General features: G+C 39.7%; 18 protein-coding genes and 1 other RNA gene. 11 read left to right on the top strand and 8 right to left on the bottom strand.

Annotated elements, in window-relative coordinates:
* Nucleotides 1-191: 191 nt before the first annotated feature.
* The 3 genes from glmM to ftsH are packed head-to-tail and all read right to left on the bottom strand — an operon-like array spanning nucleotide 192 to nucleotide 4256.
* Nucleotides 192-1520, bottom strand: coding sequence for a phosphoglucosamine mutase (glmM, locus tag CRYPD_RS05190; RefSeq protein ID WP_138146540.1), 1329 nt, complete (start codon nucleotides 1518-1520; stop codon nucleotides 192-194).
* The gene (gene folP, locus CRYPD_RS05195; RefSeq protein ID WP_425290265.1) at nucleotides 1513-2313 is read right to left on the bottom strand and encodes a dihydropteroate synthase; all 801 of its coding nucleotides are present in this window, start codon (nucleotides 2311-2313) and stop codon (nucleotides 1513-1515) included. Before folP ends, glmM begins: the two co-directional genes overlap by 8 nt.
* Before the next feature lie 17 nt (nucleotides 2314-2330).
* The gene (gene ftsH / locus CRYPD_RS05200; RefSeq protein WP_138146541.1) at nucleotides 2331-4256 is read right to left on the bottom strand and encodes an ATP-dependent zinc metalloprotease FtsH; all 1926 of its coding nucleotides are present in this window, start codon (nucleotides 4254-4256) and stop codon (nucleotides 2331-2333) included.
* A gap of 150 nt (nucleotides 4257-4406) precedes the next feature.
* Here ftsH and CRYPD_RS05205 point away from each other — a divergent pair, with 150 nt between their 5' ends.
* The 7 genes from CRYPD_RS05205 (at nucleotide 4407) to ssrA (ending at nucleotide 9361) form a co-directional block, all read left to right on the top strand.
* Nucleotides 4407-4853, top strand: coding sequence for an LPS-assembly lipoprotein LptE (locus CRYPD_RS05205; protein ID WP_138146542.1), 447 nt, complete (start codon nucleotides 4407-4409; stop codon nucleotides 4851-4853).
* Nucleotides 4843-5862, top strand: a complete 1020-nt coding sequence (gene holA / locus CRYPD_RS05210) for a DNA polymerase III subunit delta (RefSeq protein ID WP_138146543.1) — start codon at nucleotides 4843-4845, stop codon at nucleotides 5860-5862. The genes CRYPD_RS05205 and holA overlap by 11 nt, the downstream gene beginning before the upstream one ends.
* Nucleotides 5850-7109, top strand: a complete 1260-nt coding sequence (locus CRYPD_RS05215) for a glutamate-5-semialdehyde dehydrogenase (RefSeq protein WP_138146544.1) — start codon at nucleotides 5850-5852, stop codon at nucleotides 7107-7109. The genes holA and CRYPD_RS05215 overlap by 13 nt, the downstream gene beginning before the upstream one ends.
* Nucleotides 7110-7173: 64 nt before the next feature.
* Nucleotides 7174-7419, top strand: a complete 246-nt coding sequence (locus CRYPD_RS05220) for a type II toxin-antitoxin system Phd/YefM family antitoxin (RefSeq protein WP_138146545.1) — start codon at nucleotides 7174-7176, stop codon at nucleotides 7417-7419.
* Complete coding sequence (locus tag CRYPD_RS05225; RefSeq protein WP_138146546.1) at nucleotides 7420-7818, top strand: type II toxin-antitoxin system VapC family toxin; 399 nt, start codon at nucleotides 7420-7422, stop codon at nucleotides 7816-7818.
* Nucleotides 7809-8993 carry a tyrosine--tRNA ligase gene (gene tyrS / locus CRYPD_RS05230; protein ID WP_138146547.1) on the top strand — a complete coding sequence of 395 codons (1185 nt, stop codon included), beginning with the start codon at nucleotides 7809-7811 and terminating at the stop codon, nucleotides 8991-8993. Before CRYPD_RS05225 ends, tyrS begins: the two co-directional genes overlap by 10 nt.
* A 23-nt stretch (nucleotides 8994-9016) precedes the next feature.
* Nucleotides 9017-9361: a transfer-messenger RNA gene (ssrA, locus tag CRYPD_RS05235) on the top strand.
* Between the two features lie 86 nt (nucleotides 9362-9447).
* Here ssrA and CRYPD_RS05240 read toward each other — a convergent pair.
* Nucleotides 9448-10722: a DEAD/DEAH box helicase gene (locus CRYPD_RS05240; protein ID WP_138146548.1), complete on the bottom strand. Its 1275-nt coding sequence runs from the start codon at nucleotides 10720-10722 to the stop codon at nucleotides 9448-9450.
* 105 nt (nucleotides 10723-10827) lie between these two features.
* On the opposite strand from CRYPD_RS05240, the gene CRYPD_RS05245 reads away from it, so the two are divergent.
* The gene (locus CRYPD_RS05245) at nucleotides 10828-11022 is read left to right on the top strand and encodes a DUF1289 domain-containing protein (protein WP_138146549.1); all 195 of its coding nucleotides are present in this window, start codon (nucleotides 10828-10830) and stop codon (nucleotides 11020-11022) included.
* Here the strand turns inward: CRYPD_RS05245 and CRYPD_RS05250 are convergent.
* The 4 genes from CRYPD_RS05250 to CRYPD_RS05265 all read right to left on the bottom strand — a co-directional run bounded on the left by CRYPD_RS05250 (nucleotide 11019) and on the right by CRYPD_RS05265 (nucleotide 14268).
* A complete protein-coding gene (locus CRYPD_RS05250) occupies nucleotides 11019-11249 on the bottom strand; it encodes a BolA family protein (protein ID WP_138146550.1) in 231 nt (76 codons plus the stop codon). The genes CRYPD_RS05245 and CRYPD_RS05250 overlap by 4 nt on opposite strands.
* Before the next feature lie 45 nt (nucleotides 11250-11294).
* Nucleotides 11295-12563 (bottom strand): inorganic phosphate transporter, encoded by a 1269-nt coding sequence (locus tag CRYPD_RS05255; RefSeq protein ID WP_138146551.1) that lies wholly within the window; start codon nucleotides 12561-12563, stop codon nucleotides 11295-11297.
* Between the two features lie 9 nt (nucleotides 12564-12572).
* Entirely contained in the window at nucleotides 12573-13250 is a 678-nt protein-coding gene (locus tag CRYPD_RS05260) for a TIGR00153 family protein (protein ID WP_138146552.1), read from the bottom strand.
* A 127-nt stretch (nucleotides 13251-13377) separates the two neighbouring features.
* On the bottom strand, nucleotides 13378-14268 hold the full coding sequence (locus tag CRYPD_RS05265) for a DMT family transporter (protein WP_171004337.1): 891 nt from the start codon (nucleotides 14266-14268) through the stop codon (nucleotides 13378-13380).
* Between the two features lie 34 nt (nucleotides 14269-14302).
* On the opposite strand from CRYPD_RS05265, the gene CRYPD_RS05270 reads away from it, so the two are divergent.
* From CRYPD_RS05270 to tilS, 3 genes are read left to right on the top strand one after another with little or no spacing between them, the layout of a single operon-like run.
* Nucleotides 14303-14551, top strand: a complete 249-nt coding sequence (locus tag CRYPD_RS05270; protein ID WP_138146554.1) for a hypothetical protein — start codon at nucleotides 14303-14305, stop codon at nucleotides 14549-14551.
* Between the two features lie 55 nt (nucleotides 14552-14606).
* Nucleotides 14607-15557, top strand: coding sequence for an acetyl-CoA carboxylase carboxyltransferase subunit alpha (locus CRYPD_RS05275; protein WP_138146555.1), 951 nt, complete (start codon nucleotides 14607-14609; stop codon nucleotides 15555-15557).
* The gene (gene tilS, locus CRYPD_RS05280; RefSeq protein WP_138146556.1) at nucleotides 15538-16713 is read left to right on the top strand and encodes a tRNA lysidine(34) synthetase TilS; all 1176 of its coding nucleotides are present in this window, start codon (nucleotides 15538-15540) and stop codon (nucleotides 16711-16713) included. Before CRYPD_RS05275 ends, tilS begins: the two co-directional genes overlap by 20 nt.
* Nucleotides 16714-16962 lie beyond the last annotated feature (249 nt).

Consider the following 16962-nt stretch of genomic DNA (forward strand, 5'->3'; position numbering starts at 1 on the left):
TCAATTTTTGCCAGATTGGTGATTTTATTAAACCTTGTCCTAGCAGGGCTAAGGCTGGGTTTAAAAAATCGCCAAGCGGGTGAAAAGTGGATTTTTGATGATTATTCATATTTATGCAAAGGTCTCTTATAGAATAATCTATGTTAATAATTTTGTGGTTCGCTGATTACTTGACCTAGGTTATTGTGTGATTAACCAAGCGTAGCAGCCAGTGTTTCGGCACTTTGTTGCACCAAGTCTAAATCCCGACCTTCAACCATAACTCGAATAAGTGGCTCGGTACCAGAGGCACGAATTAAGACTCTGCCTGTTTTTCCTAGGGTTTTTTGTATTTCAAGTTGTGCTTGTTGCAAGGCTTGATGTTGAGGTAAATCAATTTTTTCTTTGGTTTTAACATTGATTAATACTTGTGGGTATTTTTGCACTTCGGATTTAAGCGCTTTAAGTGTTTTTTCACTTTTAATAATCACTTCTAGCACTTGGAGAGCGGCAATAATCGCATCACCTGAGGTGGTTTGTTCGAGGCAAATAATGTGCCCTGATCCTTCGCCGCCTAAAATAGCGTTATTTTTCTGCATTTGTTGCATCACAAATCTATCACCAACATCGGCTTCGATAAAATCAATATTTAGGTCTTGGTAGCCGTGGCGTACACCAAGATTGGTCATTTGCGTGCCAACTACAGTATTGCTTTTAAGTCTGTTTTGCGCTTGCCATGCTTTAGCAATAATAAAAACCAACTCATCACCATCAACCAACTCTCCACTACTGTCCACCATCATTAAGCGGTCGCCATCGCCATCAAAAGCGATGCCTAAATCGGCTTTATTTTCTAGCACAGTTTTTTGTAAATGCTGGGTATCAGTAGCGCCGCAGTCAAGATTAATATTAAAACCATCGGGCTGATTGTTGATGATAGTAATATTAGCGCCCAATTCAGCAAATACATTTTCTGCAATGTGGTAAGTAGCGCCATTGGCACAATCGATCACAATATTGAGGCTGGATAAGTCAATATTTTTGTCAATCGTGCGTTTACAAAAATCAATATAACGCCCTAAAGATTGCTCGTGGCGCACGGCTTTGCCAATGCTTTCGCTGGTAACGCTAAGCATAGATTGTTGCAATCTCTCTTCAATGTCTTTTTGGTCTTGACTGCTGAGTTTAAAGCCTTTAGCGGAGAAAAACTTCACCCCATTGTCTTGAAAATGGTTGTGCGATGCACTAATCACTACGCCTGCTGTAGCACCATAAGTTTGCGTTAAATATGCCACCGCAGGCGTTGGCATCGGACCAAGTAGCCCGACATCTACGCCAGCAGACAAAAAACCTGCCTCCAATGCAGATTCAAATAAATAGCCTGAAACACGAGTGTCTTTGCCGATAACAATACTGGGGTTTTTGTTTTTTTGTGCCAAAACTGAACCGACTGCCCAACCTAATTTTAAGAAAAAATCTGCTGTGATTGGCTCAATACCTACCTTGCCCCGTATGCCATCTGTTCCAAAATAATTAGCCATTTTCAACCTTTTGTAATATTGTTAATGCATCTTTTGTCGCCAAAACATCATGCACACGCACAATATTTGCCCCTTTTTGCAGGGCTATTATGGCGGCTGTGATACTGCCAATAATCCTCTCCTCTATTTTTCTGTCATTAAGCATTTGCCCAATCATGCGTTTGCGTGATAGCCCTGCTAACAACGGCAAGCCAAAACTTTTAAATTCGTCAAAACGCCGTAGAATTTCTAAATTGTGCGCATAAGTTTTACCAAAACCAAAACCTGGGTCTAAGATTAACTTTTTTTCATTAATACCAGCGCCAATACAAGCCTCAATTCTACGCTCAAAAAAATGTTTAATATCATCCACTACACTATCGTACACGGGATTGTTTTGCATATCTCTTGGGTCGCCTTGCATATGCATCAGGCATACATCCACATCCAGTCCACTCGCTGCCTCTAATGCGCCATCAGCACGCAAAGCACGCACATCGTTAATCATTTTAGCACCTGCTTTAACGGCTTGCATCATCACTTCTGGTTTTGAGGTGTCAATTGAGACAGGTGTATCGGTGATTTTGACCAGCGCATTAATAACAGGGATAACTCGTTGAATTTCATCAACTACTGAAACAAAATCGGCATTTGGTCGGGTGGATTCGCCACCAATATCAATCATATCAGCGCCTTGCTCAATCATATGTTGTGCACCTTGAACAGCATCCGCAACATCAGAATACTGAGCGCCGTCAGAAAACGAATCAGGCGTTACATTCAACACTCCCATAATTTTTGCTTGCATAGTCATAATGACTAAAATTAAACCTAGGCCTCCTGCTCAGTGCCGTTGTTGCTTAATGGTTTTTCCTTGATATCGTTACTAACATCCTCTACTGGCTCAATACCACTGCCTAATTCGGTAGAAGTAACCTCAGAATCAACAACTGCTGCCGCTTCACGCATTGGTTTTCTTTCCATCAAGTCATCAATCTGCTCTTTATCAATGGTTTCAAATTCCATCAATGCCTTGGTCATAGCGTGCAAAATATCGGTATTGTCTATTAATATTTTTTTAGCAATATTATAATTGACATCAATGATTTGACGAATTTCAGCGTCAATCACTTTAAAAGTGTCTTCCGAAATATGCTTGTGTTTGGTTACTTGTCGTCCTAAAAATACCTCGCCCTCGTCTTCGCCATACGCCAAAGGTCCTAAAACATTAGACATGCCCCACTGTTTCACCATCTTATGCGCAATTTCAGTGGCTCGTTCAATATCATTGCTGGCACCTGTAGTAACGCTGTCTGCACCATAAATCAACTCTTCAGCAATACGACCGCCAAACAATGCTGCCACTTGGGAGTTTAATTTGCGCTTAGAAATACTGTAACTGTCTTTTTCTGGCAAGAACATAGTTACCCCTAGCGCACGCCCTCTGGGAATAATGCTGACTTTGTAAACAGAGTCATGCTCAGGCACTAAACGACCAACAATTGCGTGCCCTGACTCGTGATAAGCGGTCATTTCTTTTTCAGCCTCATCCATTACCATTGACTTGCGTTCAGAGCCCATCATAATCTTGTCTTTGGCCTTTTCAAACTCTTGCATACCGACCAATTTTTTACCTTTACCCGCTGTAATTAATGCGGCTTCGTTAGTTAAATTAGCAAGGTCTGCACCAGAAAACCCTGGCGTGCCTTTGGCAATATTGATAGATTTAACATTTTTTGCGATGGGTAATTTACGCATATGAATTTTTAAAATCGCATCACGACCGTTAATATCAGGCAAACCCACGGTTACTTGGCGGTCAAAACGACCTGGTCTTAACAAAGCAGGGTCTAGCACATCGGGTCTGTTAGTGGCAGCAATCACAATCACGCCTTCAGAGCCTTCAAAGCCATCCATCTCAACCAACATTTGATTAAGTGTTTGCTCACGCTCATCGTGTCCACCGCCCATGCCAGCGCCTCGTTGGCGACCCACGGCATCAATCTCGTCAATAAAAATAATACAAGGGGCATTTTTCTTCGCTTGTTCAAACATATCGCGCACTCGTGATGCGCCCACACCCACAAACATCTCAACAAAATCAGAGCCTGAAATAAAGAAAAATGGCACAGAAGCCTCGCCCGCAATGGCTTTTGCTAATAGTGTTTTACCTGTGCCTGGTGGTCCAACTAAAAGCACGCCTTTGGGGATTTTCCCGCCTACTTTGGTGAATTTACTAGGGTCGGATAAGAAATCGACCAACTCTGACACTTCTTCTTTGGCCTCTTCCACGCCAGCCACATCTTTAAAAGTAGTATTTGACTCGTCTTTTGGAATTAGGCGTGCTTTAGATTTACCAAAACTCATTGGATTTTTGCCGCCCATTGCACCGCCAGCACCTCTCATTGTGTAGAGAATAACACCAATTAATAATAAAATTGGCGCTAAAGAAATAATTAATTGCTTGAAAAACCCATCTTTTTCAGGCGGTTTGGCAACCACATTCACGCCGTTATTAAGCAAATCACCCATCAAACCTAAGTCGCCAGGGCTGTAAGTAGAAAACTGCTTACCGCCAACGCCAACGCCAGTAATATCACTACCTGAAATGGTTACATTAGAAACATCGCCTTGCTTAACGCTCTGAATAAATTGAGAATAAGTGATGTCGTTTTTGTCTTCATCCGTTTGAAACTGACTAAAAATTGAACTCAACACGCCGCCCAAAACCAACCAAAATAATAAATTTTTAAACATAATAAAAATCAATAAAAAATAAGAAAATAAATATACCCTATTGTATGTCTATGTATGTAGAGATAAATAATGATTTTTTCAAGGGAAATCTAAACAAATAAATTCAAATTCTGTCATAATTCCTACCTTGTACTTATTCAATAAAAGATTATGTCAAAAATTAACCTACTTTCTATCATCCTAATTACCAGTTTACTAAGTGCTTGTAGTTTTCATACGCCCAACAACGCCATATCAATTAACGCATCCATAACCAGTAGTGCCAATAATGCATTCGCTGCTGAACTTAAAAAACATTTTAATCCACAAGCACAGCAGTCTTTGCGTGTTGAAATCGGTGATGAAATGCAAAAACAACAAACTATTGCTTATAAAACCAATGACGATGTCAGTAGTTACACGCTAACACTTGCCATACCTGTTAAAGTATTTCGGGGTAAAAAACTACTTTTGTCCAAGGATTTAACAGCCAGTATAATTGCCAATAAGCTTTCAACACAAGCGGATAGACTGCAAGTAAATAGAAGTTACACTCAGCTTCGTAGCACGATTGTCAAAAGATTATTAAGAAGATTAAACAGTTTAAATGCGCATTAAGCCTGAACAACTGAGTAATACTTTAGTCAATCAATTTGACTCACTTTACTTTGTTTTTGGTCCAGAACTTTTACTGGTCGAGCAAAGTTTAAAATATATTAGAGATACTGCCAAAGCGCAAGGCTTTGATGAGCGAGTCAGTTTTGAAATTGATGGTAATTTTGACTGGGGTGAAATTACTGCTGAAATTTCAGCGGCCTCATTATTCTCGCCAAAACGCATTATTGAATGTCGGCTTAAAACGGGGAAAATTGGCATTAAAGGCTCAAAAGCACTGAGTAAAATTGCCGCCAACTTGCCCAGTGATATTTTGCTGATTATTTCTACTGGAAAACTTGATTTTGCTCAACAAAAAAGCAAATGGTTTAAAACACTTGAAGCAAACGGCAGTATCGTTCAAGTCTGGGAGGTTCAAAGAGACCATCTTATCGGCTGGATTGCTAATCATATGGCAGGGCAAGGACTTGAGGCTAATACAAAAATTGCAGAAGCTATTGCCTATACCACTGAAGGCAATTTGCTGGCATCTATGCAAGAAATTCAAAAACTCAAAATGGCGTATCCAAAGGGCAATATTGACACCGAAAACTATGTACAGCAGCTCAATCAACAATCACAATATACCGTCTATAATCTCATTGACTCTGCATTAGCGGGCAATAGCAATCAAGTGCTGAAAATTTACACCACCATGGTTAATGACACTGCTATGCCGATTATTCTTAGTAGTGCGCTGTATCGAGAAATCAACGCCATGATTGATATGTCAATCGAGCTGCAACAAGTCAAGCAAATCAGCAGTGTTATGAACAGCCATAGAGTGTGGAAAAGCAGGCAAACCACCATCGGTAACGCCTTAAAACGCCTTCCTTACCAACGCCTACAAAAAAACTTATTATCACTCGGACGGATTGACCGCTCCATCAAAGGCGTGGATAATCTAGCTGTCATTGACGAATTACGCACACTATTACTAAATTTAGCAGGAAAAACACTATGGACTCAATAAACAAGCTCATTACCACACTTGGTCAAAATGCACGCACTGCTGCAAAAACACTTCGTAGTGCAAGCACACGGCAGAAAAATACTGCCTTGATAAATACTGCTCAGCAGATTGATAAAAATCGCAAAACTATCTTAAATGCCAATCAAAAAGACCTAGACCAAGGCAAAAATAGTGGACTGGATGCAGCGCTAATGGATAGATTAATGCTAGACGATACACGCCTTGACGGCATTATCGAAAGCCTTACTCAAATTGCTACCCTGTCTGACCCAGTCGGAGAAATCACCGACCTTAAATTCCGCCCAAGTGGCATTCAAGTAGGCAAGATGCGTGTGCCTTTAGGGGTTATAGGTATTATTTACGAATCCCGTCCTAATGTAACGATTGATGCGGCGGCACTTTGTTTAAAATCAGGCAATGGTGCAATTTTGCGTGGCGGATCAGAAGCAATTAACTCTAATTTGGCTCTTTATGCTTGTGTAAAACAAGGCTTAATTGATGCTGGCTTAGACCAAAATTGCGTACAGTTAATTGACACCACCGAGCGTGCTGCCGTTACCGAACTGGTCAAAGCTTCTGATTTCGTAGATGCCATCATCCCACGAGGAGGCAAAGGCCTGATTGAAGCTATTAGTAACAGTGCTAAAGTACCAGTGATTAAACACTTACACGGTGTTTGTCATACTTATATTGACAAAGATGCAGACACACAAAAAGCCATTGATATTGCTTTTAATGGCAAAACACGGCGTTATGGCGTGTGCAATGCCACAGAAACTTTACTGGTACACGCCTCTGCCGTAGGGCGCATTATGCCCGAACTGATTGCTGAATTTATTGCCAAAGGCGTAGAACTCAGAGGCTGTAAGCAAACTCAACAACTCTCAAAACAGATAATCAAAGCCACCGAGCAAGATTGGGATACAGAATACTTAGATGCTATTTTATCCATTCGTATTGTTAATTCAATGCATGAGGCAATCGAGCATATTGACAAACACAGCTCAGGACATACTGAATCTATCGTTACCGAAAACCACACCTCAGGTCGTCGTTTTATCGCCGAAGTTGATTCTTCCTCGGTGATGATTAACGCTTCCACTGGTTTCGCTGATGGTTTTGAGTATGGGCTGGGCGCAGAAATCGGCATCAGTACCGACAAGTTCCATGTGCGTGGTCCTGTCGGTTTAGAGGGTCTTACCTCACAAAAATATATCGTCTTAGGTGATGGGCATATTAGAAAATAATTCTAAACTTGACAACTTGACAACTTAGATTAAAATAAGAGCTACAGTCAATAAGGAGAAAGTTATGCCAAACATTTCAAGTGCACAAGCAAAAAATGAATTTTCCAGCATCATTAGTGCGGTGCAACAAGGCGAAAAATTTATTATTGAATACGGTAGAAAGCATAAAAAAGTAGCTATGATTGTGCCTTATGAAGAAGAAAAATTCAAATTAAAACCGCGTAAATTCGATTTATACAAAGGTAAAATTCATGTGGAATTTTCAGAAGATTGGGCAATGACGGATGAAGAGTTATTAGGCATTGATTAAATGAATTTTGTTATCGACACTCATATTTTTCTTTGGATGTTTACAAATTCAAAAAGAATTAATGCGGAAAAATTAGACATTCTCAAAAATCCACAAAACAATATTTTACTTACCAATCTTAGTTTTTGGGAAATAGCTATTAAATACAATATTGGTAAAATAAAACTAAAAGGCGAAACACCTGATAATCTACCAAATATCGCTAAAGAATTAGACTTGGAAATTATTAATATTGATGCCCAAATAATGGCAAATTCTTACCAACTTAGCCCAGTAGAAAAACACAAAGATCCATTTGATAGAATGCTGATTTGGTTTTGCATTCAAAATAATTACACTTTTATGTCAAACGATGACAAATTACACGAATACGAAAAACAAGGGTTAAAATGGATTTAAAACAACAATTAGAAGTTTTCCAACGAGGTGCTGATGAAATTTTGCCACTTGAAGAACTCAAAGACAAACTCAAACGCAAAAAAGTTTTAAAAATCAAGGCAGGGTTTGACCCAACAGCGCCTGATTTGCACTTAGGGCATACGGTTTTAATCAACAAACTTAGGCAATTACAAGACTTGGGGCATGAAATCCAGTTCCTAATTGGTAACTTTACTGCGATGATTGGCGATCCGACTGGCAAAAGCAAAACCCGCCCGCCACTCTCAAGAGAGCAGGTACAAGAAAATGCCAAAAGCTACACCAAACAAGTGTTCAAAATTTTGGATAAAAGTAAAACCACAGTTGTATTCAACTCTGAGTGGATGGACAAAATGACGCCGATGGCGTTTATCCAACTTGCCAGCAAGCAAACAGTTGCCAGAATGTTAGAACGCGATGATTTCTCCAAACGCTACAAATCAGGGCAAGCTATTTCCACCCACGAATTCTTATACCCCTTAGTTCAGGGCAATGATTCTGTCGAACTACAAAGTGATATAGAAATCGGTGGTACCGACCAAAAATTTAACTTACTAGTCGGTAGAGATCTACAAAAACAAGCAGGACAAGAGCAGCAAGTTATCCTCACCATGCCGATTTTAGAAGGTTTAGACGGCGTGCAAAAAATGTCCAAATCCTTAGACAACTATATTGGCATTGACGATGCACCCGATGAGATGTTTGGCAAAATTATGTCAATTTCAGATGCGTTAATGTGGCGTTATTTTGAGTTATTAAGCTTCCAAAGTCTGGCAGCGATTTCCGACTTAAAACAAGCAATGGTAGACGGTAAAAACCCAAGAGATATTAAATTTATCCTTGCCGAAGAAATCATCACTCGCTTTCATAGCGCTGATTCCGCCAAACAAGCACAACAAAACTTTATTAACCGTTTTAGCAAAAATCAAATCCCTGATGAAATGGAAGAATTCACTTTTGACGCAGGCATTAAAATTGCCAATTTGCTCAAAGATGCAGAACTTTGCCCCAGCACTTCAAACGCCTATCAAATGATTAAAGCAGGCGCTGCTAAATTCAATGGTGAAAAAATTACAGACAGAAATCTTGAACCCGAAACAGGCACAGAAGTTTATCAAGTCGGCAAACGCAAATTCGCAAGAGTAACAATCAAATAAAAAGCGTATAATACCCCCTTTCAGGGGATGACATGGCTTCGACGAGGAGTTGGATCTCAAGGATGCATGCCGAGGATGAGAATAACTCGTAACCGTTTCTCAAAAAAGATAGTTGCAAACGAAGACAACTACGCTCTAGCTGCATAGCTAGCCGCTCCCTTGAGATTGTCTGTGTCTCTTGGGTAGCGGTCGCTTACAGACTCGCTAGGATTATTTTTTCAGGATAATTCGGTTAAAACGCACTGAAATCGCGCTTGCATCCCTGATGGTCGGGTGGTAAGTCGCTAACTCTAATAGACTAAACTAAGCATGTAGACTCTTTGTTTGAAAGTTTTCGGACGCGGGTTCAATTCCCGCCATCTCCACCAAATTCAAAAACACCATTAAACCGCCGTTTGGCATCCAATCTCACTTGATGTATTGACAATACTTCTAACCACTCTTAGATTCTGTGTTACCAAAATCCTTTCTTTTTCTTGGCTTTATTCTCAGTAGAATTGCTATTTTTGCCATATCTTGGCTTGTTACGACTTGTATTCTTCTTTGGTTTTTTCTTTTTTGGGGGTAAGATATTTTTGCTAGATTCTGGCACATTGTGCTCAGGGATAAAATCATCCACCATAATGCGTTCAAGTTTTTTCTGTGTTAGGCGTTCGATGTCAAAAAGTTGCTTGGCTTCGTCGGCACTAACTAGAGATATTGCCTCGCCTTTTAAGCCAGCACGACCTGTTCTACCAATGCGGTGGACATAGTCTTCTGGTACATTTGGTAGATCAAAATTGACCACGAGAGGTAGCTCAACGATGTCGATACCACGAGCGGCAATATCAGTAGCAACTAAAACATTAACTTTACCTGCTTTAAAGTCTGCCAAAGCACGGGTGCGTGCACCTTGACTTTTGTTGCCGTGAATAGCGGCAGCAGTAATGCTGCGTTTCCCCAGTTGGGTGGCAATACGGTTAGCACCGTGTTTGGTGCGGCTAAATACCAATACTTGATACCAGCTATGCTCTTTAATGAGGTGTGTGAGTAACGCTTGTTTTTTGGATTTATCAACAGGGTGAATCCATTGCTTGACTGCTTTTACCGTAGTGTTTCGTGGGGTTACTGAGATTTCTACTGGGTTATTGACTAAGGTTTTTGCCAATTTTCTAATCTCATCTGAAAAAGTAGCAGAAAACATTAAAGTTTGTCTATTTGCTGGTAAAATCTTTAAAATTCTCTTAATATCGTGAATAAACCCCATATCTAGCATTCTATCAGCCTCGTCCATTACCAATATTTCTAAGTGGTCAAATTTCACTGCGTTTTGTGAATACAAATCTAACAACCTACCTGGTGTTGCCACCAAAATATCAACACCACTTCTGAGTTTTTGCATTTGTGGGTTGATTTTTACGCCACCAAATACCACTGTTGATTTTAGTGGCAGTTGTTTGCCATAAGTTGCTACGCTGTCATTAACTTGGGCGGCTAATTCGCGTGTTGGCGTTAAAATAAGTGTGCGCACCTGATTAGACTTAGCAAGCGTGCCTTTTGATAAAAGCTGCAAAATTGGCAAAGTAAAACCTGCGGTTTTTCCTGTGCCTGTTTGCGCAGCAGCCATCACATCTTTGCCCTGTAATACTGCAGGAATAGCCTGCTCTTGAATTAGTGAAGGCTTATCGTAGCCTTTTTTGGTAACGGCATCTAAAATAGCGTCTGATAAACCTAGTTTGGAAAAACCCATAAGATAATGTAAGTGAATAAAAAGGCAGGTATTTTACTATGAGACCTCTGCATAGTTATAGGCGATTTATTCATCATTATGCAAAGGTCTTGATATAATGACCACATGAGCAATCAAACTGTTAAAACACCCTTATCTTCAGGCAATTCACCTTGCGTAGGTATTTGTAAATACAACAAGAAAAAAATTTGTGTAGGCTGTAAGCGTAGTAGTGATGAAATCACTGCTTGGATTAATTGTTCAAACGAAATGCGTAAGGCAATTATGCAAGATTTAAAAGATAGAAATATTGACAATTAAGTCATTTCTTCTGGCGTTCTTGCTTTAATACTTAAGGCGTGTAACTCACCAGAATCAATATCTGCACGCACAGTGGCTAATATCATTTTCTGCCTTGCTAATAATGACATACCTACAAATGCGGGAGATACCACTAAAGTTGAGCAATTACAGCCATCGCCTTCCATAGTCACGGTTGAATCTTCAATGCCTGCCTCAAGTTTGGCTTGGATTTCTGCTAAAGTCATATCAAAAAACTCCTAATAATTATAAATAGTTACATAAGGGCTTCATCATGCTCCGAATATACCTTTAAGTATAAAGAAAAATAAAATAGACATCAGCGCACCCGCTGGCAAGGTGATGAGCCATGATAAAAAGATTTTGTTAATCATACGCAAGTCTAATGCCGCCATCCCTCTGGCTAAACCAACGCCTAATACTGCCCCTACCAATACTTGCGTGGTTGAGACTGGTAAACCCGTGCCTGAGGCGATTACAACCGTTGTTGCCGCTGCCAATGTCGCAGCAAAACCTCGTGAAGGGGTTAATTGGGTAATGCCTGTGCCAATTGTGGCAATGACTTTATGCCCGTAAGTAACCAGACCAAATACAATACCAATACCACCCACCAACAAAATACCAACTGGCAATGAACTTTTAGAGCCAATAATGCCTCCGCTTTCAATAACGCCATAGATTGCTGCTAATGGGCCAATCGCATTTGCCACATCATTAGACCCATGTGCGAATGCCATTGCTGCCGCTGTAACAATCATCAACACGCCAAACACTCGCTCCATAGAGGTAAAGTGAAAGTCTTTATTTTCATCAGGATCAAGATGAATACGGCGAATAACGATAGCACCAATAACAGCAACCAATGTGCCAAATATGGTCGCTAATAGGTAACTTGTCATTATATCAAACTCCAAACCAACATGCTTAAGTCCTTTGAAAATTGTTACTAGAGAAATAACAAAGCCCACTAAAAACATATAAAACGGCACATATTTTTTAGCATTTTCAAAAGGCTTAGAGGTGTCAATAATCAAACTTTGCAAACTCTTAAATAAAACAAACGCAATGCTACCCGCCAAGATTGGCGATACAATCCAACTCATCGCAATTTTGCCAACTTTACCCCAAGCAACCGCATCAACGCCCACACCTACTGCACCAAACCCAACAATAGCACCAACAATAGAGTGTGTTGTCGATACTGGCCAACCCAAAGAAGAGGCAATCATCAGCCAAACGCCTGCCGATAATAAAGACGCCAACATACCATAAATCAGTAAATGTGGCTCGTTAGTAAAAAGAGACGCATCCAAAATACCTTTACGGATTGTCGCTGTTACCTCTCCGCCTGCCAATACTGCACCTGCAAATTCAAAAATAACCGCAATGATAATGGCTTGTTTAATAGTGATTGCACCCGATCCGACCGAAGTGCCCATGGCATTTGCTACATCGTTTGCACCCACACCCCACGCCATAAATAAACCAAAAGCAATGGCAAGAACCAACAAAATACTGCCGTAATTTGCAATAATTTCCATGCTATGCTCCTATTTGGCGAGTAATACTTCTAAACGAGAGCCAACTTTCTGAGCGGCATCTGCAAGTTCACCCAGCCATTCCACAGCACGATAATAAAATATCACATCGACTGGGGGTAAATCTTTTTCTAAAGGGAATAACTTGGCACGAATTTGATGTTGAATTTTATCCGACTGGCTTTCCAGTTCGTTCACATCTTCAATAATAGAGCTGACAACTTTACGCTCCCTATTGCCAAATGCCGTTTCTAGCAATTCGTCTAATTCATTAACGGCTTTAAGTGCCGCTGCTGAGGTTTTAATACAAATATCCGTGAGTTCAATTATGTCTTCAAAGATTTCATTTGGTAATGACATTTTGCGGTTAATCATCAAGCCAGAAACATCCTTAGTAACATTGGCAATAGAATCTTGCATCAACAATAAATCCAACAAATCACGGCGAGAGAATGGCATCATAAAGGTTGACGGTAGACTCAAACGCAGTTTCTTCTTCAAAACATCCGCCTCACCCTCTTTGTGCCCGATATCCTTTCTAATTTTTTCCGCTTGTGTCCAATCTTGTGCATGAATAGCAACCATAAAGTCTTTCAATTCTGAAATACACGAATGCACACTAATCATATGCTGCTGTAACGGGCTAATGGGAGATTTTCCGAACAACCCGTCAATAATGCTTTTTGCCATTTTTTTTCCTCTTTTATTATGAGTTTACGCCATAGTGTGCATTTTCAACAAATAACCCCATATGTCAAGTTATATTTAGATTTTATTTTACTTACTAAAAACCCACAATTAACCAAGTCCAGTTTGGTTAATTTACCCTTGAGATCTTTGTATAAATATGGATACGATTCAAAATTATCAAAGCAACAATCGTCATCACTGCACCAGCCACAGTCGTCCATTGCCACTGTTCTGATAAAAATATAACACTCAACCCGATAGCAAAAAATGGTACCAGAAAAGTAAAAACACTGGCTCTTTTAGCGCCTAACGATTGAATGCCAAGAAAGTAAACGGTGGTGGCAAAGGTTGTCGAACCAATAGTAAGAATAAGGAAATTTATCCAAAAAATGTCATCCATCATAAAAATTGAATCACTACTCGGCTTTAAGAAAAATACCATTTCGAATATTGAAATTAACAAATAAATATAAAAACTCAACACTGCAGGGTTAATGGTTTTTACATAAGCGATAATAAGAGATGCAACCGCCCAACAACCTGCCGCAGCGACTAAATACATATTTTGCAACACCAGTATTTCATCCAACTTAAAATGCCAAATATTCATCGTAGTTGCCACACCAGCGCTGCCCAAAACTAATGCTAACCAATCTTTTAATACTGGATGCTTTTGCTTGCCAAACAACATTAGTAAATACACCAAAATAGGCATTAAGGTAGTTACTACTGCACCTGCTAGTCCTGGTGCACCGTGTTTTGCACTCAAGTAATAAAATTTGGTATAAAAAATCAACATAAATGCAGCCAAACTCGCCACTACCAGATTTGACCAATCAATTTTAAATGACAACTTCATCCACCACAAGACAGGCGCCATGCTTAGTGTGGTTAAAATATACCGATATGCAATAAACTCATGCATTGTCAAATAACCCGACAAAATATTAGCAATCGGCCAAGAAGCACCCCAAAACAACATTGCCAATACCATCCATAAATACAATCGATTATCCATTATAAATCTTTCCTTCTGAGACCTTTGCATAAATATGAATAATCATCAAAAATCCACTTTTCACCCGCTTGGCGATTTTTTAAACCCAGCCTTAGCCCTGCTAGGACAAGGTTTAATAAAATCACCAATCTGGCAAAAATTGAATTTTGCTAATCATCCCTATTTATGCAAAGGTCTCCTTCTAAGTATCCACAAAAATACTATAGTTGCCTGTATCCGCAATAAAAACAGTGTTTATTCCCAAGCAATACACAAGCAGAATTGCTTGAGAATAAACATCTAGAAAGTCTAATAGAAAGCAATATGGTATAATTCATCAAAAATTATTTTAATGCAATATGAACCTAAATTACCTCAATTTTGAACAACCAATTGCCGAATTAGAAAGCAAGATTCAAGCACTTAAAAGTATTGAAGATAAAGCAGATATTACTCAAGAACTGCAAGCGTTAACAAATAAAAGTAATTTGCTAACAAAAAAGATCTTTGCCTCCCTTTCAGATTGGCAAATTGCACAATTGGCACGCCATCCTAATCGACTTTATACACTTGACTATATTGATTCAGTCTTTGATGAATTCATTGAACTACATGGCGACCGTGCTTATGCAGATGATCCCGCCATCATTGGTGGCATCGCCAAACTAGATGGCACATCAATTATGTTTATTGGCCAACAAAAAGGTCGCACAACACAAGAAAAAATCAAACACAACTTTGGCATGCCAAAACCAGAAGGCTATCGCAAGGCCTTACGATTAATGAAAATGGCAGAAAAGTTTTCAATGCCAATTGTTACTTTTATTGATACCCCCGGCGCTTATCCCGGCATTGGTGCAGAGGAGCGTGGACAGTCTGAGGCCATTGCCAGAAACTTGTTTGAAATGTCAACATTAGCCACACCGATTATTTCTGTGGTTATTGGCGAAGGCGGCTCAGGCGGTGCGTTGGCAATTGGCGTGGCAGATAAAATGATGATGTTTAAATACAGTATTTATTCAGTCATTTCACCTGAAGGATGTGCCTCTATCCTGTATCAAGACGCAGCCAAAGCAAATATTGCCGCAGAATCACTCAAATTAACCAGCACACATCTTAAAAATAAAGGTTTAATTGATGTCATTATTAATGAGCCCCTAGGTGGCATCCACCGTAATCCCGATCAGGCAAAAGTTTTATTAAAAAAAGCACTCAAACAACAATTACAAGAAGTAACGGCGACAAACATTAACCAGTTGGTTCAACAACGAGCAGACAAACTTTTAAGTTTTGGACAATTTCAAGACTAAAGATACCTTCTTAGAAGGTAAAAAAATTGCCCTCGCTCTCAGCGGTGGCATCGATTCAATCGTATTACTACATTATTTGCACACCCATTACCCTAACAACCTGCGTGCCATTCATTGCAACCACCATTTGTCCAAACATTGCACCGAGTGGGCGACATTTTGCTTAACACAATGCCAATCGCTCAACATCCCCTGCACCAACATCGATTTACACTTAGAAAAATACTCTAATATCGAAGAAAATGCGCGTAAAAAACGCTATCATTCGCTATCTTACAACTTAACAGAAAATGAAGTGCTGTGCACCGCACACCATCAAAATGACCAAGCAGAAACTTTGCTATTACAACTTTTTCGTGGCTCTGGCGTGGCTGGACTAGCCTCTATGCCTAGGATAAAACCTTTTGGCAAAGGTGTGCATTACCGCCCCCTACTCAATATAGAAAAAACCACCATTCTTAAATACGCCAAAAATCACCACCTTTCTTGGATTGAAGACGATAGCAACACAAACACCCGTTTTCAACGCAATTTCCTCAGATTAAACATCCTCCCCAAATTAGAAACAACCTATAAAAAATTAACCCAATCATTAGCCCGAAGTGCCAAACATCAATCTGAAGCCCTACAACTAACACAAGATTTAGCTACAATTGATATCAAAACCCATCAACTCATCCACAATAACCGATTAAATACCAAACCCCTAATGAAACTCAAACCCTACCGCATTAAAAATATCATTCGCCACTATTTAAATAGCCTGAAATTTCTCCCCCCCTCCGACAAAGTTATGCACCAAATTCTAGCATTATTGTCCGCCAAAAAAGACACTAATCCCATGGTTAGTTGGGGCATTTTTACAATCCGCCGCTACAGTAATGAACTTTATTTTATCAACACACAAGCAAAAGCAAAAGCAAACAACTGCCCCTATTATGCCGAATTCAAAAACAACAACAATTTCTCCATCCGCTATCGAAACGAAGGTCAACGCATTAAATTACCCAACAAAACACACACCCAATCCCTCAAAAAAGTCCTCCAAGAAGCAGGTATCCCACCTTGGGAAAGAAACACCTTAAAAATGTATTACATCGCCAACGAACTACAAGCAATGGAACGCATCGGCTATATGACACACGCCACACAATAAGCAAGGTTTATCTCATGCCCTTGTTCCCACACAACATGGGAACAAGATCGCATCCTTGCCAATTATTAATCTTCGGTTATTTTGCTAAATTGAATGTATAATTTTTCGAATCTTTTTGTAAATATAAAACCCCAACAATTTCAGACAACAATTTAATTTTTCTTATTTCGAACCCGTTAAACTAAACAAAAAAATCGGAGTAAAAAACGAGTAAAAAACGAACCAAATATACCTCAGCATTCAAGACTA

This window comes from Bathymodiolus heckerae thiotrophic gill symbiont (genome assembly GCF_900180345.1).
Taxonomy (GTDB): Bacteria; Pseudomonadota; Gammaproteobacteria; order PS1; family Pseudothioglobaceae; genus Thiodubiliella.

What these genes read in the sequence shown, in the direction of transcription:
- glmM (WP_138146540.1), bottom strand. Translation starts at nt 1,520, where the DNA reads ATGGCTAATTATTTTGGAACAGATGGCATACGGGGCAAGGTAGGTATT.
- folP (WP_425290265.1), bottom strand. Translation starts at nt 2,313, where the DNA reads ATGACTATGCAAGCAAAAATTATGGGAGTGTTGAATGTAACGCCTGAT.
- ftsH (WP_138146541.1), bottom strand. Translation starts at nt 4,256, where the DNA reads ATGTTTAAAAATTTATTATTTTGGTTGGTTTTGGGCGGCGTGTTGAGT.
- CRYPD_RS05205 (WP_138146542.1), top strand. Translation starts at nt 4,407, where the DNA reads ATGTCAAAAATTAACCTACTTTCTATCATCCTAATTACCAGTTTACTA.
- holA (WP_138146543.1), top strand. Translation starts at nt 4,843, where the DNA reads ATGCGCATTAAGCCTGAACAACTGAGTAATACTTTAGTCAATCAATTT.
- CRYPD_RS05215 (WP_138146544.1), top strand. Translation starts at nt 5,850, where the DNA reads ATGGACTCAATAAACAAGCTCATTACCACACTTGGTCAAAATGCACGC.
- CRYPD_RS05220 (WP_138146545.1), top strand. Translation starts at nt 7,174, where the DNA reads ATGCCAAACATTTCAAGTGCACAAGCAAAAAATGAATTTTCCAGCATC.
- CRYPD_RS05225 (WP_138146546.1), top strand. Translation starts at nt 7,420, where the DNA reads ATGAATTTTGTTATCGACACTCATATTTTTCTTTGGATGTTTACAAAT.
- tyrS (WP_138146547.1), top strand. Translation starts at nt 7,809, where the DNA reads ATGGATTTAAAACAACAATTAGAAGTTTTCCAACGAGGTGCTGATGAA.
- CRYPD_RS05240 (WP_138146548.1), bottom strand. Translation starts at nt 10,722, where the DNA reads ATGGGTTTTTCCAAACTAGGTTTATCAGACGCTATTTTAGATGCCGTT.
- CRYPD_RS05245 (WP_138146549.1), top strand. Translation starts at nt 10,828, where the DNA reads ATGAGCAATCAAACTGTTAAAACACCCTTATCTTCAGGCAATTCACCT.
- CRYPD_RS05250 (WP_138146550.1), bottom strand. Translation starts at nt 11,249, where the DNA reads ATGACTTTAGCAGAAATCCAAGCCAAACTTGAGGCAGGCATTGAAGAT.
- CRYPD_RS05255 (WP_138146551.1), bottom strand. Translation starts at nt 12,563, where the DNA reads ATGGAAATTATTGCAAATTACGGCAGTATTTTGTTGGTTCTTGCCATT.
- CRYPD_RS05260 (WP_138146552.1), bottom strand. Translation starts at nt 13,250, where the DNA reads ATGGCAAAAAGCATTATTGACGGGTTGTTCGGAAAATCTCCCATTAGC.
- CRYPD_RS05265 (WP_171004337.1), bottom strand. Translation starts at nt 14,268, where the DNA reads ATGGATAATCGATTGTATTTATGGATGGTATTGGCAATGTTGTTTTGG.
- CRYPD_RS05270 (WP_138146554.1), top strand. Translation starts at nt 14,303, where the DNA reads ATGAATAATCATCAAAAATCCACTTTTCACCCGCTTGGCGATTTTTTA.
- CRYPD_RS05275 (WP_138146555.1), top strand. Translation starts at nt 14,607, where the DNA reads ATGAACCTAAATTACCTCAATTTTGAACAACCAATTGCCGAATTAGAA.